The sequence below is a fragment of the Betaproteobacteria bacterium genome (assembly GCA_016194905.1).
Taxonomy (GTDB): Bacteria; Pseudomonadota; Gammaproteobacteria; order Burkholderiales; family JACQAP01; genus JACQAP01.
In genome coordinates this window covers 30677-52967 of sequence record JACQAP010000020.1, presented here as the reverse complement: position 1 = coordinate 52967, position 22291 = coordinate 30677, and the positions used below count along the sequence as shown (strand labels likewise).

Sequence of the window (22291 nt, the reverse complement as noted above, 5' to 3'; positions counted from 1 at the left end):
CGCTGCTTGCCGCCATCGCATTGACCCTCTGCAGCGGCGCATTTTCTGCAGACACGCTCACTGTGGGCTCGAAGCGCTTCACGGAGTCGTACATCCTCGGCGAGATCATCACCCTGACCGCGCAGCGCGCCGGTGAAGCGCAATCCGTGCACCGGCCCGGGCTCGGCAACACCGGCATCGTCTACGCCGCGCTGAAGAACGGCGAGATCGATGTCTACCCGGAATACACCGGCACCATCGAGCGCGAAATCCTGAAGAGTGCGCAAGCGCTCGACCTCGACGGACTGAACCGCGCGCTGCAGCCGCTGGGCTTGAGCGTCGGCGTGCCGCTCGGCTTCAACAACACCTATGCGCTGGCGATGCGCGAAGATCGCGCGCAGGCGCTCGGCGTGCGCTCCATCTCCGACCTCGCCGCGCACCCGGACATCGTGTTGGGCTTTTCACAGGAATTCATCGGCCGCGCCGACGGCTGGCCGGGCCTGAAGAGGGCGTACGCCCTGCCTCAGGCGACCCCGCGCGGCCTCGACCACGGCCTCGCCTACGAGGCCATTGCCGCGGCGCAGGTCGAGGTCATCGACGCCTACACCACCGATGCAAAGATCGGCCGCTACAGCCTGCGCGTTTTGAAAGACGACAAGCTGTTCTTCCCAATCTACGACGCCGTGCTGCTCTACCGGGCGGACCTGCCGCAACGGCTGCCGCGCATCTGGGCGGCCCTGTCATCCCTGCGCGGCGCATTCGACGAGCGCCGCATGATCGGGCTCAACGCCGAGGCGGAATTGAACGGCAGGAGCTTCAATGACGTGGCGAAAGGATTTCTCGGCGACCGGCAGGCGCACGCGCAAGGCGGCGGTTTTCTTGCGCGCCTGTTCGCGCCGGATTTCGGGCGGCTCGCCTTCGAGCATGGGATGCTGGTGGCGGCTTCGCTCTTCGTCGCCATCGCGATCGGCATTCCGCTTGGCATCCTGGCCTACCGCGTGCCGGCTGCGCGGCAATGGGTACTGTCGACGGTCGGCGTGATCCAGACGGTGCCTTCACTGGCGCTGTTCGCTTTCCTGATCCCGCTGTTCGGGAAGATCGGCACCCTGCCGGCGCTCGCAGCGCTGTTCCTGTATGCGCTGCTGCCGATCGTGCGCAACACCTATGCCGGCCTGGCGGATATCGCGCCGGACCTGCGCGAATCGGCGGTCGCACTCGGGCTGCCGCCGGGATACCGGCTGCGGGTGATCGAATTGCCGCTGGCCTCGCGCGCCATTCTCGCGGGCGTGAAGACGTCCGCCGTGATCAATGTCGGCACCGCGACCATCGCGGCCTTCATCGGCGCCGGCGGCTTCGGGGAACGCATCGCGCAGGGACTCGCACTCAACGACAACGCGGCCTTGCTTGCCGGCGCAGTGCCGGCAGCGGCATTGGCGTTACTGGTGCACGGCGCATTCGAACTGCTCGACCGCTGGCTGATGCCGGCCGGCCTTCGCGACGAAGCGGCTTCCGCCTCTGTTTAGGCTATCTAACCCTGAACCGCAAAGGCGCAAAGGCGCAAAGACGCAAAGGAAACGCAAAGGAAGGCGAGGAGAGATTTATCGAGGTTGGTTGGCTGAAGTGGTACGGTCAATCGATTCAGTATCCATTTCTACGAGAAACCCTGAATTTCTCTATCTTCAGTTTTCCTTTGCGTTTCCTTTGCGTCTTTGCGCCTTTGCGCCTTTGCGGTTAGCGATTTTTATGTCAGGAATTACTGCGCAGGCAGGAAACCCTCGACCGACAGATAGCGTTCGCCGGTGTCGTAGTTGAAGCCGATCACGCTCGCCCCTTTCGGCAACTCCGGGAGTTTCTGCGCGATGGCGGCCAGCGTGGCGCCGGAAGATAGCCCGATCAGCATCCCCTCTTCGCGCGCCGAACGGCGTGCCATCTCCTTCGCGGCTTCCGCTTCGACCAGGATCGTGCCATCGAGCAAGCTGGTGTCGAGGTTCTTCGGAATGAAGCCCGCGCCGATGCCCTGAAGGGGGTGCGGCGTATGTTTGCCGCCCGAGATCACGGGCGAGGCCGTGGGCTCGACGGCGAACACTTTCAGTTTCGGCCAGGCCTTCTTCAGCACCTGCGCACAGCCGGTGATGTGCCCGCCCGTGCCCACGCCGGTGATGAGTACATCGAGCCCCTGCGGAAAATCCATGAGAATCTCCTGCGCCGTGGTGCGCGCATGCGCTTCGATGTTTGCGGGATTGTCGAACTGCTGCGGCATCCAGGCGCCCGGTGTCTGCGCGACGAGTTCCTGCGCGCGCGCGATCGAGCCGTTCATGCCCTTCTCGCGCGGCGTGAGTTCGAACCTGGCGCCATAGGCGAGCATCAGGCGGCGGCGCTCGACCGACATGCTGTCGGGCATGACGAAAATGACAGGGTAACCCTTCACTGCACCGACGATCGCGAGGCCGATGCCGGTGTTGCCCGAGGTGGGCTCGATGATCGTGGCGCCGGGCTTGAGCTTGCCGCTCTTCTCCGCGTCTTCCACCATCCCCAGCGCGATGCGGTCCTTGATCGAGCCGCCGGGGTTGGCGCGCTCGGACTTGATCCAGACGTTCTGTCCCGCACCGAACAGCCGGTTGATGCGGATGTGCGGGGTGTTTCCGATGGTCGCTAGAATGTTGTCTGCTTTCATTGGCGTCTTCCGGTGAAAATGTGGCGTTGCGAAGGAAAAAGGGGAGCATGCGCCACCTTCAATTTGGCCGGCAAGCACCGTGCACTCCGCCTCGATGACTTGCCGCGCCAGGACCGGCACGATACGTGCATTCCGCAAACTTTGCGCCCCCCGACAACAACCCGGACAGAGCCGAACCATGAAAGTCGCGAGTCTCTATCGTTACCCGGTCAAGGGCCTCAGCCCCGAGCAACTGTCTTCCGTGCAGCTTGCCGCCGGAGCCGGATTTCCGCTGGACCGCAGGTACGCCCTGCTGCGCACGGAAGCCGGTTTCGATCCGGCGGCGCCGGTCTGGCTGCCGAAGGCGAACTTCGTGATGCTGATGCTGCACGAACAGGCCGCCGGCCTGCGCACCCGTTATTCGGCGGAGGGTGAACAGCTCAGTATCCGCACTCCAGATGGGCATGAACGGGTGTTCTCGCTGGGCAGTCCGACCGACCGGGCTGCACTCGGCCGGTTCTTCCTCGATTTCCTGCCCAAGCGCCTGACCGCGGCACCGCGGCTGGTCGAGGCGGACGGCCATCAGTTCACGGACAAGGCGGAAAAATATGTTTCGCTGATCAACCTCGCCAGCGTGCGCGAGCTGGAAAACCGCTGGGGACAGGCGCTCGACCCGCTGCGCTTCCGCGCCAACATCTACATCGACGGCGCCGCGCCCTTCGAAGAGCTGGAATGGATAGGCAGGGCTGTGAAGCTCGGCAGCGTGCTCGCCCGCGTCGAGCAGCGCAACGGGCGCTGCGCGGCCACCAACGTCAATCCACAAACCGGGGTGCGCGACCGCGATGTGCCCGGCAAGCTGCGCGCCGAATTCGGCCACAAGGATCTCGGTGTGTATCTGCGGATCGCCGCGCCGGGATTGCTGCGCGAAGGCGACGCGGTCGAGATTGGATCGGACGGCGGAGCAAGCCGGGAAACGCCGGGCGACGTTGCAAATGCCAGCGGCAAGGCCGCGCAGGGACTGATTTGCAGTGCCTGCTACTACCTGTTCGATCCGCGTACGCTGAACGCAGCGTGGTCCGGCACGTATGACCTGCCCGGCAACTGGCGCTGCCCGGATTGCGGCGCCGGCAAAGAAGCTTGCGTCCCCGCAAGCGAGCACCGCCCGCGGCCCTGACTCAGGAAGCGGGCACGATCAGCGCAGTCGACTTCACCACGCCCGGCACCACCCGTCCCATGCGCGCGCGCTTGAGAACATGGTGGGCGAGCTTGTCCTTTTCCAGGGTGAACTCTTTTTCCCTGCCGCCGCGGATCACACCCTTGACGACCAGCTTCGGCCGGTCGGAGACCACGACGGCGAACAGCTTCTCGCCATCGTCCAGTCCCATGACGATCATGCCGCGGCCCTTGGCAAGCGCTTTCAGTTCGTCGATGGCGAACAGCAGCAGACGACCGTTCTCGGACAATGCCGCCACGTAGTTGCCCTTTGCCTCTTCGTAAATGAAAGGCGGGAGCGGCGTGTGGCCTTCGTCCACGGTCATGAATTCGCGGCCGGCCTTGCGGTTGGAGATCATGTCGCCGACGGTCGACAGGAAGCCGTAGCCCGCCGTCGAAGCCACCAGCGCTTTCGTTTCCGGTTTGCCGCTGAGGCAATAGAGGATGTGCGCGCCGTCCTGCACTTCCACCAGCGAAGATGCCGGTACGCCGTCGCCGCGCGCCGGCGGCAGTTGCGCCGCCTCGACGGTGTAGGCCCTGCCCTTGGAATCCAGGAAGATCGCCGGATCCACGGTACGGCATTTGATCAGCGACATCAGGCTGTCGCCTTCCTTGAACGACAGCGACGCGGGATCGACTTCCCAACCCTGGCGCGCGCGCACCCAGCCCTTCTTCGAGAAGATCACCGTAACCGGCTCGTCGATGATCGGCGTTTCGATCACGGCCTTTTCCGATTCCTCGATGCGGGTGCGGCGCTTGTCGCCGAAGGTCTTGACATCTTCCTCGATCTCCGAGATCACCAGTTGGGCCAGCGCCTTCGGGTCCTTGAGGATTTTCTCGAGGCCTTTCTGTTCCTTCTGCAGATCCTTGAGCTCCTGCTCGATCTTGATGTGCTCGAGCTTGGCCAGTTGCCGCAGGCGGATGTCGAGAATGTCGTCGGCTTGCCGCTCGGACAACTTGAACGCCTTGATCAGCTCAACCTTCGGATCGTCCGCGTTGCGGATGATCCTGATGACCTTGTCCACGTTCAGCAGCACGATCATGCGGCCTTCGAGCAGGTGGATGCGGTCGAGCACCTGTGCGAGGCGGTGTTTAGTACGCCGGGTCACCGTTTCGAAACGGAATCGAATCCACTCCGAGATGACGTCGCGAAGATTCTTTCCGGTCGGCCGGCCATCCAGCCCGACCATCACCAGGTTGATCGGGACGTTGGTTTCGAGGCTCGTCTTCGCCAGCAGCAGATTGATGAATTCCGTTTCGTCGACTTTCGACGTCTTCGGTTCGAACACCAGCCGGACCGGGTGCGTGCGATCTGATTCGTCGCGTGCCTTGTCGAGCATCGACAGCATCAACTGCTTCTCGCGCGTCTGCTCCGGTGTGAGCGACTTCTTGCCCGGCTTGTTCTGCGGATTGGTGATCGCGTCGATTTCTTCCAGCACCTTCTTCGCCGAGGTGCCGGGCGGCAGTTCGTACACCACCATCTGCCACTGACCGCGCGCCAGGCGCTCGATGCTCCAGCGCGCGCGCACCCGCACCGCACCGCGGCCGGTCGTATACGCCTCCTTGAGTTCCGCGCGCGGCGTGATGATCTGCGCACCGCCCGGGAAATCCGGCCCCTTGATGTGCTTCATCAGACCGCTGACGTTGATCTCAGGGTCGCGGATCATCGCGATCGCCGCGGCGGCGACTTCATTCAAATTGTGGCTGGGAATTTCGGTGGCCATGCCGACCGCGATGCCGGATGCGCCGTTGAGCAACACCACCGGCAGGCGAGCCGGCAATATCTTCGGCTCTTCGCGCGTGCCGTCGTAGTTCGGGATGAAATCCACCGTGCCCTGATCGATTTCCGACAGCAGCACTTCCGCGAACTTCGTCAGCCGCGCTTCCGTGTAGCGATAGGCCGCCGCTTCGTCGCCGTCGCGCGAACCGAAGTTGCCTTCGCCGTCGATCAACGGATAGCGCATGGTGAAGTTCTGCGCCAGGCGCACCAGCGCGTCGTACACCGACTGGTCGCCGTGTGGATGCAGTTTCCCCAACACATCGCCGACCACCGCCGCGGATTTCGTGCGCTTGGTGCCGGAGCGGGTATTGCTGGTCCACATCGAATAGAGAATGCGGCCCTGCACCGGCTTCTGCCCATCGCCGACGCGCGGCAACGCGCGATCCTTCACCGTGGCGATCGCGTACTGCAGGTATTGCGTGGAGGCGTACTTGCCCAGCGGCAGAGAATCGCCGAGTTCGCCCGACAGCGGCGCGAAATGCGGCGGCAGCCCACCGCCGTCGCCACCGCTCGCCGAGGGTGGCGCTTCCCTGGTTTTCTTTTTCTTCTCGGCGACGGCGGTACCGCCGTTGCCGAATAAATCGCGTTGGTCCGCCATTCGATTCCTAAGTGCTGAGTGCTGTGTGCTGAGAGGGGACTATGCAGTGGTTACCAGTCGCCAATCACCCTATTACGACTGTGCAATATTCAATTCGAAACGGTCGCGCCCTCCTTCTTTGGCGCGATAGAGGGCTTGATCTGCGCGTGCGACTGTCGCCTTCCAATCCTCCGGCCTTATGTACTCCGCACCGCCGGCGGAAACGCTGACCCGGAATCCGCGAGCCACTTCGTCCAGATTGAGTTGGCGCGCCGCCGCACAGAGCCGCTCGGCCACGACCGGGACGCCGGCAAGCGACGTTTGATCCAGGACCGCCAGAAACTCCTCGCCCCCGTAGCGGCCGAAGACATCGGTGCTGCGCAGGCAAGCGGCGGCCGCCTCCGCAAATTTTTTCAGCACGGCGTCGCCGGCCTGGTGGCCGTGCGTATCGTTGACGCGCTTGAAGAAGTCGATGTCCGCAATCAATACCGAGAATGTCGTGCCGTACCGGTCGGCGCGGCTTTTCTGCTGGGTCATCACGTCGACCAGGCTCCTGCGGTTGAATACGCCGGTGAGTTCATCTCTGGCGGCCAGATGTTCGATGCGCCGCAACGCTTCTTCCAGCCGAACCTTGCTCTCGGCAAGCTGCTTTCGCAACCGGCTGAGGTAGCCGCCCATGATGGAGAAAAACGTCAGAACGGCGGTCAGCACAATCCAATTCAGCAGCTTGCGCTTGAACTCGTCCAGGTCTGCCCCTGGATGCCATTGCAGGACGATGATGAGCGCATAGGACAAGGCGACAAAGACCGTAAGTGACAGGAGTTGGCGCGTGTCGAGGCGAAAGACGCCGAACAGAAAGGACACCATGTAAATGAGCGTCAGAACCCCGTGTCCGCTTTCCGACTCGTACAGCACATACAGGATCACCAGCGAGGAACACAGGATCTGCAAAACGGTCAGGCTCGGATCGCGGAAGCGCAGATTCATGCCGCTGCGAAAAGCGGCATAAAACACGAACACGCAGGCAAGGATCAGCAGCGCGGCGTTTACAAACGCACGCAAGGTCAGTACGTCGAGAAGATGAGAAACGAACAGGAGTGCAATGACGAGGACCGAAGCGCCCACGCCCATCAAAAACCGGCGAATGCGATGGGCCTGCTGCGGATCTCGACTCGGAATGAAGAGGCGACCCAGCATCGGTCAGACGCAGTTCGTCCCACCGCCGGGGCGCGCCGCTGCCGCAACATCCTCCAGAAAATCGAGCCGGTCTGACATGTAAATCCAGCGCCATCCCAGCCCTCTTCGCCGAAAAGGCGGGGTGGGAGCCCAGGGTGTAATCGTTGAAAATCAGGTCTGTCTTTCTCTCAGAACGCGGCATACTTTTCCATACCCCTTGAGAGGTACCCGGAGATATATCGTTTCACGATATATCGGCTTCCACCAGATTACCGTAGGTTTCCATCCATTCGCGGCGCTGGGACGCGTTTTCGCGCGCCATCATCATGTTGAAGATGTCCACCGAGATGTTGGCGCCGTCGTCAAGCGAGACCGGCAGCATGCGGCGCGTATCGGGATTGAGCGTGGTTTCCCAGAGCTGCTCGGGATTCATTTCGCCGAGGCCCTTGAAGCGGCTGACAGTCCACGAATTCGGCTTGAAGCCTTCGTCCTCGAGTTTTTCCTCGATGCCGTCGAGTTCCTGCTTGTCGAGCGCATAGAGTTTTCGCGCGGGCTTGCCTTTGCCCTGCGACGGCACGTCGATGCGGAACAGGGGGGGCTGTGCGACGTAAACGTTGCCGCGGTCGATCAGCTTCGGAAAATGCCGGAAGAACAGCGTCAGCAGCAATACCTGGATGTGCGCGCCGTCGACATCCGCATCGGCGAGGATGATGACCTTGCGGTAGCGCAGGCCGGAGAGGTCCGCGTTGTCGCCAACCTTGTGGTGGTCCACGCCGATCGCCAGGGCGATCGCTTCGATTTCCTTGTTGGCATACAGCGTATCGGCGCTGTCCTGCCAGGTGTTCTTGGGCTTGCCCTTGAGCGGCAGCACCGCCTGAAATTCCTTGTCGCGCGCCTGCTTCGCCGAGCCTCCGGCGGAATCGCCTTCGACGATGAACAATTCGTTGCGATCCGGATCTTCCGACGCGCAGTCGGTCAGCTTGCCCGGCAGCACGGCCACGCCGGACTGCTTGCGCCGCTCGACTTTCTGCGCGGCGCGCGTGCGTGCATTGGCCTGGCTGATGACGAGCTCGGCGATGCGCTTGCCTTCGTCGACGTGCTGGTTGAGCCAGAGCTCGAAGGGATCGCGCACCATCTGCGCGGTGAGCTTGACCGCGTCGCGCGAGATCAGTTCGTTCTTCACCTGCCCCTTGAACTGCGGGTCGAGCATTTTCACCGCGAGCACATATGAAGTGCGCGACCATACATCCTCGGGGACGACTTTCAATCCGCGCTGGCCCATCGCGTGCAGGTCGATGAAGTTCTTGATCGCGTTGTAGACGCCTTCGCGCAGGCCGGCGACATGCGTACCGCCGACGCGGGTGGGAATCATGTTGACGTAGGACTCGGTGACCAGTTCGCCGTCCGGCGTCCAGGCGATGGCCCACATCGCGCCTTCACCCTCGGCGAAATTGTCGGATTCGGATTGCGCGGCGACGTAGCGCTCACCCAGAAAAGGTTCGGCGACCGGCTCCTGGTCTTCCATTGCAGATGCGAAGTAGCCCTTGATGCCTTCCGGAAAATGCCAGGTCTGGATTTCGAATTTCTTGTTCTTCTCGATCCCCAGAGAGAATTTCACGCCGGGCAGCAGCATGGCCTTGGCACGCAGCAGCGCGGCAATGTCAGCGGCGACGATCTTGGACGCGTCGAAATATTTCGGATCCGGCCAGAAGCGCACGCGCGTGCCGGTATCGCGCGGACCCACTGCGCCGATTTTCTTCAGCGGCTCTTTTACCTTGCCGTTGTCAGCGAACACGATGCGATTTTTCTCGCCGTCGCGTTTGACTTCGACTTCGAGCCGCGTCGAGAGCGCATTGGGCACGCACACGCCGACGCCGTGCAGACCGCCGGCGATCCGATACGCGGCGTCCTTGTCGGTCTTGCGGAACTTGCCGCCGGAATGCAGCGTGGTGAAGATGACTTGCACGGCCGGCACTTTCTTCTTCGGATGGATGTCCACCGGAATGCCGCGCCCGTCGTCGCTGACTTCCGCCGAACCGTCTTCGTAGAGCGCCACTGCAACATTCTTCGCGAATCCCGCCAGGCCTTCGTCCGCGGCGTTGTCGATGATTTCGACTAGCGCGTGGTTCGGGTTTACCGGGTCGGTATACATCCCGGGGCGATGCAGAATCGGCGACAGATCCTCGAGGATCTCGATGTCCTCTGCGGTGTAGGCGTTGGGTTTTTTTGCCATGAATTCCTTCAGGACAGGCCGTGCGACAGCACGGTCGGACAAGAAAATTGTTTTGTTTCAACGGATGCGAACGCGGATACCCTACGTGCGCAGCACGTCGGAGTACCCTTTTACAATGCGTCCGCCAACCCGGATCGATACGCAGGTGCGGCGCACAGCACGGCGTGTATTCTAAGCCGCGCGCCGATCAACCCGCCACTTTCGCGCGTATGCGCGGCACTCGCTTCGGTTTGTCGACCGGAACCTGCAACGACGGGATTTGAAGGAATTCGTCGCGCACGAAGTCGAGAAACAATCTGACCTTGCCCGCGAGAAAGCGTGCGGAAGGATAGAGCGCATGGATTTCAACCGGCGGCGGCGCATAGTCGGCCAGCACTCTCACGAGGCTGCCGTTGTCGAGGTCCTGCTGCACGAACACGCCGGGCATGTTGGCGATGCCGATACCTTCGAGCGCAGCCGAGCGAATGGTCAGCGCACTGTTGGCGCGGAAATCGCCGGCCACGCGCAGCGTCGTCAGACCTTTAGGACCTCCGAACTGCCATTCGTTCGTGAACAGGTAGTTATAGGTAATGCAATTGTGAGAAGTGAGGTCGTCCGGGGACTTGGGAATGCCCCTGGCGCGCAGGTAGGCCGGACTGGCTACGCAAACGCGCATGACCCTGCCGATATTCCTGGCGACGACCTGGGAATCGGCCAGTTCGCCGAACCGGATGGCAACGTCGATGCCTTCCTGCACCAAGTCCACGTAGCGGTCGTTTAGCGTCAGGTCGACCGAGAGCCCGGGGTAAAGCCGCCGAAAGCGAAATACCAGCGGCAACATATAGAGCTGCCCGAACGCGACCGGTGCATTGACCCGTAACAGGCCGGTTGGACTGTTTTGCAGCTCGGTCAGGCTACCTTCGAGATCGGTGATTTCATCAAGGATGTGGCGGCAACGGTCGTAATACTTGCGGCCGGCCTCGGTCGTACTCAGCTGACGGGTCGTGCGATTGAGCAACCGCACACCCAAATTGTCTTCCAAAGCAGTGAGTTGCTTGCTGATGGTGGGCTGGATTGTGCCCAGTTCGCGAGCGACGGCCGAGAAGCTGCCGGTTTCGACGACCCGGACAAATAACCGCATCTGATAGAGCCTGTCCATAGGGCAGACAAGTTATCACTTTATTTGCATAAATCCTATTCAATTTTGATGTCTAGTTGTTCACAGAGCATAAGACTAAAGTGCAAACCGTCGCTTATGCCTTTATTTGGAGATAACCATGAGATCGCTATTCGAAGCCCTGCTCCGCCTGTATGAATTCGACGGTCCCGCGCCTACGGCATCAGAGTCCAAGGCGCAAGAAGGAATCGAAGGGCGCCTGCTGGACCTGTCCGCGAAGGACGCCAGCACCTTCCCGTACCTGCCCTAACCTATTCGGATTAGGGGCTTAGGTACCCGCTCAAAACTCCGGGAAAGTTTCGGGCGGCGAGGAAAACGGTCCTCCCCCACGTAACTCTCTCCTCCTCTTGAATTACGTGGTTTCCGAGGGGCGCGCAAGCGCCCCTCTTTTTTTGTCACTGCAGCCGCAAACGGTCAGTGCTTACTTCGATGCAACAGACCGTGAATTCAGGATCCCGTATTTCGTGGCCCAGGAGAGGCCGGCCCAGGTATCGCCCTGAGGCCGGTACTCGCATCCGACCCAGCCCTGATAGTCAAGTTCGTCCAGCAGGTCGAACAGATATGGATAATTGATTTCTCCAGCCGTCGGTTCATGGCGGCCCGGAACCCCGGCTATCTGCACATGCCGGAGCAGCGCGATGTTTTCCCGGATGGTCTCCGCGAGATGCCCTTCCAGCATTTGCATGTGATAGAAGTCCAGGTGCAGGAGCAGATTCGGGCTGCCGACCTCGTCGAGAATGCGCCTGGCCTGATCGGTATGGTTCAGGAAGTAACCGTGCATGCCCTGGGTCGTATAGCTCGGGCCGTTCTGCACGATGCCCATTTTCTTGTTGATGGGCTCGATGACACCGGTAATGCCGTGTTCGCCGAGCACCGCCGCTGCCAGGCCAAGATTCGAAATATAAGTGCGCTCGGCGGTTTTGTAGTCTTCTCCCGGACCGACCACACCGGCCATCAGATGCACGGTATCGCAACCCAGCGCGTTGCCGTACTCGATCACCTTGGCCAGGCCATCGCGAAATTCCTTTTCCCGCCCGGGCACTGCGGCGAGTCCGCGGTCTCCGCGATCCCACACGCCCATCGGCGCGTCGAACAACACCATTTTCAGCGCATTGGAACGCAATCGCGCCGACAACTCGGCAGTCGGATAGTCGTAAGGCACCTGGAACTCGACGGCTTTGAAGCCCGCGGCGGCGGCGGCTTCGAATCGATCGAGAAAAGGCAGTTCACTGAACAGGTAATGCAGGTTGGCGGCAAATTGAGGCATGTAGTCGAAATCTCCCTGGCATATCTTCAGGCTGGATAAAGTTGTATCGATGTGTAAGCGCGCGCTGGCGATTGCAATCGAATCCATGTATACACTCGGCTCACGAAAAGCAAGTTAGCATCCACTCCTTCGTTGCGCCAATTGGAGAATCGTCGTGGGAAAAAAGAGCGTCAAGAAGACGGGCGCGGACGGCAAGACCAAGAAGCACGGCAAGAAAAAGAAAACAATAACTTCTCCGATCGAAGACGCGCTCGCATGTCCTCCGTCTGCAAAATTTTTCCATGAGCTCGTCGTCGGCAACGGCATCGGCGAGAACGCCGTCGAGGACGCGACGGAAGCTTATCGCAAGGCGTGGGAGTCGCGCCGAGAGAAGGCTCTCGATGCCGCGCAGAAGCACGAGCACGAAGGCGCCAAGAACTGCAGCCCCGGCGAACACCTGATCCTCGGACCTTTTTTCGGACCGCAGTCGTGGCGAATCGAAAACGAAGATCCTCAGCGAGCCACGACGTGGAGCTGGCTCGGATTTCAATCAGTGCACTTCTGTCGCAAGAAATAGTGTCGCTCATCGGCGACGATTCGATTGCTCGAGAGTTTTTTTCGCGCGCAGCGATATCCACAAATTCTGTGGATAACCTTGTGGATTGCGCGCGGCATTTTGCGCAAATGCGTATTGCTGCTTATCCTCTCGTTAGTGCTGCTCAATTTTTCAGCAATCGTGTTGCCCGAAATAGATTGCCGAACAAAAAAAATCAGAAGAGGAATCTCAACTCATGCGTATCACCGACATCCGCACCATTGCCGTCGACGTCAAACTGCCCAAACCGGTTTACGACGCCAACTACACCATGGCGACAAAGCCCGCACTTCTCGTCGAAGTCGAAACGGATCAGGGCCTTGTCGGTTTGGGCGAGGCCGCGCACTTCGGTGGACCGATGGCATCGACCGCGCAAGTCATCGAGCATGAATTACGCAACTATCTGATCGGGCAGGATCCGCGCGACAACGAATACCTGTGGGAGAGGATGCATCGCCGCGCATACAAGCATGCACGCGGCGGCATCGTCATTGCCGCCATCAGCGGCATCGACATCGCGCTCTGGGACTTGCGCGGCAAGATGGCCGGCATGCCGTTATGGCAGTTGCTCGGCGGTTATAGAAAGCGCGTGCCCGCTTACGCAACCGGCGGCTTCTATTCGGAAGGTAAAGGCATCAAGGAGTTGTCGCGGGAAATGGAGGCTTACGTCAAGCACGGTTTTCGCGCAGTGAAAATGAAAGTCGGGCGCAACCCCGCCATCGAACTGTCGCCGTTACGCGTGATGGACAATGCCGGTCGATGCGAAGTCACGCTGGAAGAAGACCTGAAGCGCGTTGCCGCGGTGCGAGACGCGATCGGGCCGGACATCAAGCTGATGGTCGACGCCAACTGCGCCTGGGACGTGCCCACCGCAGTGAGGATGGGCCGGGCGATGGAACGCCACAACATTTACTGGTACGAAGAGCCGGTGTCACCGGACGACATCGCCGGCAGCGCCGAGGTTGCATCCAAGGTTGCTATCGCGGTCGCGGGATATGAAACCTGCAGCTACGGCATTGTCGATTTCAACGACTACATCAAGGCGCGCGCCGTGCATTTCGTGCAGCCTGACGCAGCCTGGGCCGGAGGCCTGACGGAAACGCTAAAGATTGCGCATATGGCACAGGCGGCGAACCTGCCCATCGCCCCGCACATCCACGGCTCCGCGGTGGCGGTGGCGGCCGCAGTCCATCTGCTCGGCGCGGTGCGCAACGGCTCCATGGCGGAGACCGTGTATCCCGCTCACGCGCTCATGAATGAATTGGCCAAGGAACCGTTGCTGGTGGACAGGAAAGGCGACATCACATTGTCTGAACGGCCGGGTTTGGGAATCGACCTCGATCCGAAAGTCCTGAAGAAATATCGCGTGAAGTAAGCAGTTGTAACTGCGTGAAAGCCGGTATCAACCAAGACAACTCTGACTGCAGAGGACGGGTTACTTCTTCGGCTGCCAGTTGCGCGCGGGTTCCTGCGCTTTCGCGAGCTGATCCGGCGCAAGTTTCGAGGCGATGAAATCGCGCACCTTGGCGACCCGCTCGCCTTCTTCGCCGGCAAGCTGAGAAGCCGCGATATTGCTCCACATGTGAGCCTGCACCGCATCCTGCGGCACGCCCCTGCCTTCCCACAACATCCAGCCTGGATGGCTCTGCGCGCGCGGCGCCTTGACAGGGTGGGGGACGACACCTATTCTCGCCCCGGCCCTCAAAATAACGAATCGACCTCGCGCTTCATCTCCCATGACCGATGCCCTGATCTACCTCGCCTCCGCTTTCTGGATCGGCGCCGTTCACGCCGCGACGCCGGGTCATGGCAAGACCATCGCCGCTGCTTATATCGTCGGCGCGCGAGGCAGGCCCGTCGACGCGGTGATCCTGGGAATATTCGTGACGCTGTCTCACACCAGCGGCATCGTGCTGGTGGGCATACTCGCGTCGATCGGCATGCCGGGCATGGTGCCGCAACGAATCGAGGCATGGCTGGCGCTGATCACCGGTCTGCTGGTGATCGTCATCGGTCTGTGGACGCTGTGGACGCAAAGGGAATTGATCATGCAACTGCAAGGCGTGCCGCCGATGCCGCATGCGCCCGACCATGTCCACGACCATGCCGAGATGGGCTTTCGTCCGCACACGCGCGATCACGATCCTGGACATGGCCATCATCAGCACGGCCATGGCCATGCACACGGTGCTGGGCACAATCACTCACACGATCACGGCCGCGGCGATGATCACAGCCATGGCCATGATCAAACCCACGGCGACCATCAAGCCCACGGCGATCATCAAAAACGTGACGAAGAAGCGGGCTATCACAGCCACGGCTGGGGCTTCAAGCACACGCACGATCTGAAACTCGCGACGACGAACCGCCCGGGCCTGTGGGTGTTGATCGGCCTGGGTGTGGCCGGTGGATTGCTGCCCGATCCGGCGGCGCTCGCCATCCTGCTCAATGCGCTCGCCCAGGGCAAAGTCATGCTGGGACTGGGAACGGTCGTGGTATTCAGCGTCGGCTTCGCAGCCACGCTGGTGGTCGTCGGCGTGGTCGCCGCGAAAGTCGGACAGAAGGTTCTCGACTGGCTCGCCGGTCCCTGGGCGATGCGGCTTCAGGTCGGCACGTCGCTGTTGATCGTCGTCGTCGGTGCGATTCTTTCTTTCGGCGCATGGCGGACGCTCAGCTCACTGACGTAAGCGAGCTGAGCAGGTACGAGGTCCGAGGGCCGAGTGAAGATCCTCCGACCCTTTTTCTTTTTGCCTTTTCTCGAACCTCGCACCTCGAACCTCGGCCCTATCTTCTCGCCGCGCTCGCTTTCAACATCCCGACATAGCCGCTGATATCGGCATACCAGACGTTTCCTGTCTTGTCGATTGCGACCGTGTAAGGACGCGCATCCTTGCGCGGCAACTCGAATACCCTGAACTGGCCATCGCGCAAGCGGCCGATGGCGTGACTGCGCAGCATCCCGAACCATACCGTTCCATCCGCCGCCACGGCAATGCCGGATAGTCCCGACCATTCACCCGCCACGTTGAACTCGGAAAATTTTCCGTCGCCGAATTTTCCGATCTTGTTGCCGCGAAATTCGACGAACCAGGCATTGCCGGAACCGTCGACAGCGATATCGCTCGGCGAACTGCCAGGCGTCGGTATTTCATATTCGGCAATCTCCTGGCCGGGAGAAATTTTGATCAACTGGTTGCCGCTCTGTAGTGTGCCCCAGACAATGCCTTTCGCGTCCACCGCGACACCATAGGGGCCGCCGCGCACCGATTTCGGCACGTTGCGCGTCAGCACCCCGTCCTTAAGCCGGGTGATTCCATAGGCCGTGCTTTCAGCGAACCACACCGCTCCGTCCGGCGCCACTGCAAGCCGGCCCAGGCGCGCGATCGGCGTCCCCAGCGGGAAGGACTTGATCTCTCCGCTCGGCAAAATGCGCGAGATCAGGACCTCGGTCGGATCGGTGTACCACGCGGCGCCGTCCGCATCCACGGCGAGGCCGACTGGCTCCACGTTTTTCTTGCTCTTCGGCAGACGCTGGAGTTTTCCATCCCGGATCATGCCGACGGCATCTGCAAAACCGATGGTGAACCACACCGTGTCATCGGGGCCCACGGCAACCGCGGTCGGAATGTCGCTCGCGACCGTCATCGGATACTCGACGAAGTCACCGCCTGATCCGGGTCCGTGTCGCATGCGCCAGAACAGCGCCGCGGCGATCACGACGACGAGTGCACCGACAATCAATATGAGATTGCGCCTGGAAGAACCTGTGGAATTCATCGAACTTTTTTCCCTTCAACGGAAGCGAGGTGTGACGTCGGCGTCACGATAGCGGCGCAACAGCCAGCGGGTACCCAGAATGCCGATCACGAGCAGCATCACGAGAAAGGCCAGGCCGCCCGCCAGGCTGACCGGATCGAGTTGCGCGAGCAGCGAACCACCCTGCTCGGCACGCCGCCACATCTCGCCATAAGGGGTCAACGAGAAGCCGGCGTAAAGCGTCGCCGCATCGTACGGGTCGCGCAACAGCAGTCCCGATTCCAGGTGTACCGGCAGCGTGCTTTCAACCTGGGTCCAGTTCTGGCCGCCATCGGTGCTGCGCAATACACCGCGGTGGGTACTGAGCACCAGCATTTTTTTGTCTTCGGATACAGCGAGCCCGCGCACCGAGGTACCGGGTTCCGGCAGCGGCCGGCCGTATGCCGTCCACGTCGCGCCCGCATCGTCGCTCACAAATACCTGGGCGGCTGCCACAGTCCACAGACGTCCCGCCTTCTGTATATCCGCGGCAAGCGTGTCCACATGTCCGGCGGGCAAACCGGCAGCGCACGTCTGCCAGTTGCGCGCACCATCGCCGCTCACCCAGACCTTGCCATCTATCACCGCATAAACGTTCTCTGGCGGACCCGGCGTCATCACGATCGTGCTGACGGCAGTCTCAGGCAGCACGCCATCCCCCGCGCGCGACCATGCGCGCCCGCGATCGTCGCTCAGGAACAGTCCGTGGGCGCCGGCCAGGTAAACACGATTTGCCATGGAACTGCGCACGAAGATACGCGCAGGCGCGGCGCCACCCGGCGCGAGGGCATCCCGCCAGACGGCATCATCGTCGGCGTAGAAAATTCGCGTGCCGCTCGAGGCCAGCGCACCTTTGCCGTCCGCGTCGAAAGCAACCGCGAACACCGCGCCGGGCATCGTCGCGGCCGCCTCGGTCACCCAATCGCGGCCGCCGTTCTTCGAGCGCAGCAGGCGCGCGTCGGTCCCGTACAGAAGTTGAGCGGGATCTTGCGGATGGATCGCGACGCCCAGCGCGCCGCCGATGAACAGCCCCGCATCGGCCGGGAACCAACTGGCGCCGAAATCCCGCGAACGGAACAATCCGCCCCACGCGCTGGGGTCGTGGGCGCTTGCCGACAAGGCGAAGCCCGCGGCAACAAGCAATATCAGAGAGGATGCGATACGAGAAAACACGGCTGGCCGATCACGAACCTGCGAATAAAAATGCGAGGAGCCGATTCCGGCTCCTCGCATCGAAGTGTACTACCTTCAGTCAGCCAGTTACTTCTTGCGCGACTTTTCTCCCGGTGCCAGCGCGATTTCCGCCAGGCGGCCACCGTTCATGCCTACCCAGGAATTCTTGGTAAGCGGATAGCCGTCGGTGTAGGAAAGCGGTTCGTGGGCGCACACGCAATTTTGATAACCGCCCGTGATCTTGTAGCACTGCTCGTAGGCCAGGAACTGCTGCACGGTGTCGGTCTGCTGCGGATTGGCGATTTGCCAGTCGCGGATGCCTTCCCACGACGAGTAGGCGTCGCTGCCGAACACCAGCTTGCCGATCGAGGTGGGAACTTCCAGCAACTGCGAACCCGCCGTGTGGGCGCGGAAGGCCGGGTGGATTTTCACGCCGGGCAGCACTTCCATCTCGCCGTCCACGATCACTGCCTTACCCTTGAGCACCTTGCCATAGATCGAGTCCATGGTCTTGGACGGATAACCGCAGGCCGGGGTACGGGCGCAACCGCCGGGCGAGTCGTTTACCGCGCTGATGCGGGGGTGCGGATAGTTCAACGCCCACTCGATTCCCTTCAGCTCTTCCCTTTGGATATACAGCACCGCGTTCGGGAACTCGTCCAGGCTGCCTGCATGATCCCAGTGACCATGGCCAACGATGACTTTCTTGACATCCTTGGCGTCGAAGCCGAGCTGGGCAATCTGCTTGGACAGAGGCGACCAGTGGTCCGTACCCGTCATCTTGTGGTAGTCGGTCTGGTTCCAGCCGTTGTCGTATAGGATCAATTCGTTGCCACACTTGATCACACCGACGTTGACCGGCAGATCCACCGTATTGATGTTATTGCTCTTGCTGGTGCTGCCCGGTACAAACGCACGGTCCGGCATGAATGCGCCGAACGGAACGCCCATGAACCGGCTGTTTTCCACCAGCCACACGGAACATACGTCGGCCGCCTGAGCGACAGGAGCTGCTAATGCCGACGCGGCCAAACCCGCCGCGACCATTGCTGTTTTTAGACTGTTCTTCATCTTCTAACCCCTCCTTGACGATTGGACTGCTTGTTTACAACTTCTTCCATACTTCCGTTCCGGGCCGCATCTGCGTCATCGTCCCGGATGCATCCCGATCAATTCGGTTTGTATTCTCCGGGCCACAGCGTATCGCCCACCTTGAGCGTCAGGCCCGATGCCTTCTCCGACATTGCTTGCGCTTCGAGCAGGTGTCCGTCGCGCCCGTCCACCGCGACCTTGATCATGGTCACCGATGCATCGCGATAAAGTTTGATGGCCTCGCTGTATTCGCCATGCAATGCCCGCATCGACGCCGGCGGTTGCAATTTGCTCAGAGCCACCACTGCGGAGTCGAACATCGGTGTAAGCGGCGCGACTCGTTCTTTCACTGCCGCACGCTTGATATCGCCCATCTTGTACGCCAGCCCCGCGAAGGTCATTTTCACTGCGTCCTGCTTTACTTGCGCATGAATCGGCCACAACGCGCGCGCGTAGGCTTCTTCCTCAGCCGTTACCGCGGGACGCTCGACATGATTGACTTCGGCGCTGGCTGCGACTTGCTGCGGCTTTGGTTTGGCCGTTTCGCGAAATGCCGCCACCGCCATTAGCGCGATGAGCCCCACCACCAGCGCGCCGACACCAAAACCTTTAAGTGCAGCGACCCGGGCCGTACGCTGCGACCCGCTTACTTCTGTTTGCATTTTGAAAATTTAGTCCGTGAATGGATTAGCGTCAATGCTGCGCCGCAGTAACTGCGTCTTAATTTTCAAGCACTCATTCTTAAGTTTCAGTTTGAAATATGCACCAGGAGATCTCTTACTTCGGTGACCATTGCGGATTTTCCCCGAAGAGGCCATCCACGTAGCCAATGTAGTAGATCAGGAACAAACCGAAGCCGAGGGAAAGCAGTCCGGATGCTATACGGAGATAAGCGTTGAAGCGCGGAAAGCGTCCCATGGAGTAGGCAAAAGGCGCTGCAATGGCCACCGTGATAAGCATCATGCCGGCAACGGTGCCCACACCGAAAACGAACAGGTACAACATTCCCCACCACGGATCCTCGATCGCAGTCAGCACCAGAAGCGCGACGGCAGCCGATCCGGCAAGACCGTGCACGATGCCGACAACCAGCGGACGCGCCATCTGGTACAAGCCGAGGCCGCCGAGTTTGCGATCGAGCCAAGCCTGGGGCGTCTGCTCCTCGTTGTGTCCATGCGCAGCCGGCCCGTGTCCGTGAACATGACTGTGTGCGTAATCGCCGTGGGCATGGGTATGCCCGTGAACGGACGATCCTGGCGCGACATTATCGCGTATCCACTGGTTGAGTCCGGTCAGGTTCAGGAAGCCGAGCAGCACCAGCATCACCCCGACGGCGAATTCCATCGCCAGCCCTGCCCGCGGCGGAATTGTGATGGTGAACAAGATGATCGCGCCGCCGACCAGCGCCACGGTCAGCGTGTGCCCGACGCCCCAGAGCGCACCGATCATGGCGGCGCTGCGCATTGATCGCTGCCGGCTGACGATCGTGGAGATGGCAATCACGTGGTCGGCGTCGGTAGCATGGCGCATTCCGAGGAAGAATCCGACCGCAAGCAGCGAAAGGGTGGTACCCAAGGCAAGAAAACCGGCTGACAATTGTATTGGTTTTGAGGCGCGACGAAACTACTCTTGCGCCTGTGCCGCGTCAAGCGCCATCATGAAAATCATGAAACGCAATTGCGGGTTTTGCGCAGGACCGATTTAATGGACTACTCGAAAATAACGGCCACCCTCAGAAATGCCGTGAATTCACCAGGGACCCGGTCATGACCACACGCCAATCGGTAGGCGGCTTCGCCTTGCTTGCCCTGCTACTCGCCCCGCTTGCCTGCATCGCGGCGACAGGCTGGACCGGCGACCTCACGCCCATCGGCCAGGAGGACTGGAATGCGGAGCGCGCAGCGCATCTGCTGGAACGCGCCGGCTTTGGCGGGACGCCGGAGGAAATCGCGCAGTTCGCGGCGATGACACCCGAAGCCGCGGTGCGGCGGCTGGTTTATCACAAGGGCGTCGCCAATGATCTGCCTGCGTTCGATCATTCCGGCATCCACGATGCGGGCTTGGAACCCTTTCCCGCATCGCGCCCGGCGGCCACCGACCTGGCCAGGGACACCGGCGAATCGATGGGGATCAAGGTCAAGCCCGCCGGCAATCGCCGGTTGCAGCCGGTGGCCAACAAGTTCTTCTACTGGTTGCGGGCGAGCAGGCTGGAGACAAATCGCGTCGCTTACTGGTGGGCCAACCGCATGTTGGCGACGAATCGTCCGCTAGAGGAAAAAATGGCGCTGTTCTGGCACGGCCATTTTGCCACCAGCGAGGAAAAAGTCCGCGACTATCGCAAGATGCTCAAGCAGAACGAGCTGTTTCGGGCGCAGGGAACCGGCAATTTCCGCGACCTGCTGATCGGCGTCGCGCAGGACCCGGCAATGCTCGCCTTCCTCGATGCCGGCGTGAATGTGAAGGGCGCCCCGAACGAAAATTTCGCGCGCGAGATCATGGAAATGTTCTCGATGGGGGTCGGCAACTACAGTGAAACGGATATCCGCGAAGCGGCGCGCGCATTCACCGGCTGGAACTTCGTCGACCTTGATTTCGTCGTCACCCCAGAGAAGCATGACGAAACCACCAAGTCGGTGCTCGGGAAACAGGGCGCTTTCGACGGTGTCGATATCATCGACGTGATCCTGTCGCAGCCAGTCGCCAGCGAATATGTGTCCGGCAGGCTCTATCGTTACTTCGTACGCCAGGATCTTTCTCCCGCACTGCGCGGAGAACTCGGTGCCAGATTGCGGGAGTCGAACTACGAAATCGCGCCGTTGCTCGAGACGATATTCATGTCGAGGGATTTCTACAGCCCGCCCTCGATGGCAACGCACATCAAGTCGCCGGTCGAACTGGTGATATCGGCCTACAAGAAGATGGGGCTCACCGAAGTCCCGGGTGTACCCGATTTCAACGACCTCACTGAAGCACTCGGCCAGAAACTGCTCTATCCACCGACCGTCGCCGGCTGGGCAAACGGCAAGAGTTGGATCACGCCGGGCCTGCTGCTTGCGCGCGGCAACTTCGTCTACGACACGCTATTTCCCGATATCAATTTCCTGCCGCCGGATCGTTATCCGCTGACGGACTACAAAATCGGGGCGGTCAACGAAAAACTGGCTCTGGGAATGGATGTGACCACGGCGACCAAGCCGGAAGCCAAGGAAGTGACGTCGATGTCGATGCAGGCGGATCGCGACGAGGATTTCAATACGCGGCTTGCCAGCTTTCGCGGCTGGCAGATGGCCCTGCAGAAAGTCAAACCGATTCCCCGTGCAACGGCGCAACTGGACCTGTCCGCGATGGTACTCGGCGCGGGCTGCAAGAGCGCACGCGAGGCCGTCGATTACCTGCTGGCGCGTTTCGTGTCGGTTCCGCTGGACGCGGCCAGCCACGAGCGCATCGCAAAATTCCTGGAAAGCGAGCTCGGTACAGACGATCTCACGGCTGCGGCCAGCTTCCTCGAAGAACCGCTGCGCACCACGCTGCACCTGATCCTGTCACTGCCGGAGTATCAACTGGGATGAAACGCATGCCCCCACCACCTCTCCCCGGCGCGCGGACACGTTAGTGATGAAA

At 61.1% G+C, this 22291-nt stretch carries 19 protein-coding genes; 7 read left to right on the top strand and 12 right to left on the bottom strand.

Going from position 1 to position 22291, the window contains the following annotated elements:
* Positions 1 to 2 precede the first annotated feature (2 nt).
* Positions 3 to 1502: an ABC transporter permease subunit gene (locus HY067_13675; protein ID MBI3529004.1), complete on the top strand. Its 1500-nt coding sequence runs from the start codon at positions 3 to 5 to the stop codon at positions 1500 to 1502.
* 230 nt (positions 1503 to 1732) lie between these two features.
* Here HY067_13675 and cysK read toward each other — a convergent pair whose 3' ends face one another.
* On the bottom strand, positions 1733 to 2653 hold the full coding sequence (gene cysK, locus HY067_13670) for a cysteine synthase A (protein ID MBI3529003.1): 921 nt from the start codon (positions 2651 to 2653) through the stop codon (positions 1733 to 1735).
* Positions 2654 to 2831: 178 nt separating this feature from the next.
* Here cysK and HY067_13665 point away from each other — a divergent pair, with 178 nt between their 5' ends.
* Positions 2832 to 3806: an MOSC domain-containing protein gene (locus HY067_13665; protein ID MBI3529002.1), complete on the top strand. Its 975-nt coding sequence runs from the start codon at positions 2832 to 2834 to the stop codon at positions 3804 to 3806.
* 1 nt (position 3807) lies between these two features.
* Here HY067_13665 and parC read toward each other — a convergent pair whose 3' ends face one another.
* The 4 genes from parC to HY067_13645 form a co-directional block, all read right to left on the bottom strand.
* Entirely contained in the window at positions 3808 to 6222 is a 2415-nt protein-coding gene (gene parC / locus HY067_13660) for a DNA topoisomerase IV subunit A (protein MBI3529001.1), read from the bottom strand.
* Between the two features lie 72 nt (positions 6223 to 6294).
* A complete protein-coding gene (locus tag HY067_13655) occupies positions 6295 to 7398 on the bottom strand; it encodes a GGDEF domain-containing protein (protein ID MBI3529000.1) in 1104 nt (367 codons plus the stop codon).
* Between the two features lie 223 nt (positions 7399 to 7621).
* Positions 7622 to 9610: a type IIA DNA topoisomerase subunit B gene (locus HY067_13650; GenBank protein MBI3528999.1), complete on the bottom strand. Its 1989-nt coding sequence runs from the start codon at positions 9608 to 9610 to the stop codon at positions 7622 to 7624.
* 187 nt (positions 9611 to 9797) lie between these two features.
* A complete protein-coding gene (locus HY067_13645) occupies positions 9798 to 10748 on the bottom strand; it encodes a LysR family transcriptional regulator (GenBank protein MBI3528998.1) in 951 nt (316 codons plus the stop codon).
* 118 nt (positions 10749 to 10866) lie between these two features.
* Between HY067_13645 and HY067_13640 the strand changes: the two genes are divergently transcribed.
* Positions 10867 to 11016 carry a hypothetical protein gene (locus tag HY067_13640; protein MBI3528997.1) on the top strand — a complete coding sequence of 50 codons (150 nt, stop codon included), beginning with the start codon at positions 10867 to 10869 and terminating at the stop codon, positions 11014 to 11016.
* 171 nt (positions 11017 to 11187) lie between these two features.
* Here HY067_13640 and HY067_13635 read toward each other — a convergent pair whose 3' ends face one another.
* Positions 11188 to 12033, bottom strand: coding sequence for a TIM barrel protein (locus tag HY067_13635; protein ID MBI3528996.1), 846 nt, complete (start codon positions 12031 to 12033; stop codon positions 11188 to 11190).
* A gap of 154 nt (positions 12034 to 12187) precedes the next feature.
* Here HY067_13635 and HY067_13630 point away from each other — a divergent pair, with 154 nt between their 5' ends.
* Positions 12188 to 12589 (top strand): hypothetical protein, encoded by a 402-nt coding sequence (locus HY067_13630; GenBank protein ID MBI3528995.1) that lies wholly within the window; start codon positions 12188 to 12190, stop codon positions 12587 to 12589.
* A 214-nt stretch (positions 12590 to 12803) separates the two neighbouring features.
* A complete protein-coding gene (locus HY067_13625; GenBank protein ID MBI3528994.1) occupies positions 12804 to 13982 on the top strand; it encodes a mandelate racemase/muconate lactonizing enzyme family protein in 1179 nt (392 codons plus the stop codon).
* A gap of 60 nt (positions 13983 to 14042) precedes the next feature.
* Here HY067_13625 and HY067_13620 read toward each other — a convergent pair whose 3' ends face one another.
* Positions 14043 to 14216, bottom strand: coding sequence for a hypothetical protein (locus HY067_13620; GenBank protein ID MBI3528993.1), 174 nt, complete (start codon positions 14214 to 14216; stop codon positions 14043 to 14045).
* Between the two features lie 127 nt (positions 14217 to 14343).
* Between HY067_13620 and HY067_13615 the strand changes: the two genes are divergently transcribed.
* Positions 14344 to 15297, top strand: a complete 954-nt coding sequence (locus HY067_13615; GenBank protein ID MBI3528992.1) for a hypothetical protein — start codon at positions 14344 to 14346, stop codon at positions 15295 to 15297.
* A gap of 97 nt (positions 15298 to 15394) precedes the next feature.
* On the opposite strand, the gene HY067_13610 is transcribed toward HY067_13615, so the two are convergent.
* The 5 genes from HY067_13610 to HY067_13590 all read right to left on the bottom strand — a co-directional run bounded on the left by HY067_13610 (position 15395) and on the right by HY067_13590 (position 20200).
* Complete coding sequence (locus HY067_13610; protein ID MBI3528991.1) at positions 15395 to 16387, bottom strand: hypothetical protein; 993 nt, start codon at positions 16385 to 16387, stop codon at positions 15395 to 15397.
* Positions 16388 to 16402: 15 nt separating this feature from the next.
* Positions 16403 to 17578, bottom strand: a complete 1176-nt coding sequence (locus HY067_13605) for a hypothetical protein (protein MBI3528990.1) — start codon at positions 17576 to 17578, stop codon at positions 16403 to 16405.
* An 87-nt stretch (positions 17579 to 17665) separates the two neighbouring features.
* A complete protein-coding gene (locus HY067_13600) occupies positions 17666 to 18649 on the bottom strand; it encodes an MBL fold metallo-hydrolase (protein ID MBI3528989.1) in 984 nt (327 codons plus the stop codon).
* 98 nt (positions 18650 to 18747) lie between these two features.
* A complete protein-coding gene (locus HY067_13595; GenBank protein MBI3528988.1) occupies positions 18748 to 19332 on the bottom strand; it encodes a hypothetical protein in 585 nt (194 codons plus the stop codon).
* Between the two features lie 115 nt (positions 19333 to 19447).
* Positions 19448 to 20200, bottom strand: coding sequence for a high-affinity nickel-transport family protein (locus tag HY067_13590; GenBank protein ID MBI3528987.1), 753 nt, complete (start codon positions 20198 to 20200; stop codon positions 19448 to 19450).
* Between the two features lie 236 nt (positions 20201 to 20436).
* On the opposite strand from HY067_13590, the gene HY067_13585 reads away from it, so the two are divergent.
* Positions 20437 to 22239, top strand: a complete 1803-nt coding sequence (locus HY067_13585) for a DUF1800 domain-containing protein (protein MBI3528986.1) — start codon at positions 20437 to 20439, stop codon at positions 22237 to 22239.
* The last annotated feature ends 52 nt before the right edge of the window (positions 22240 to 22291 follow it).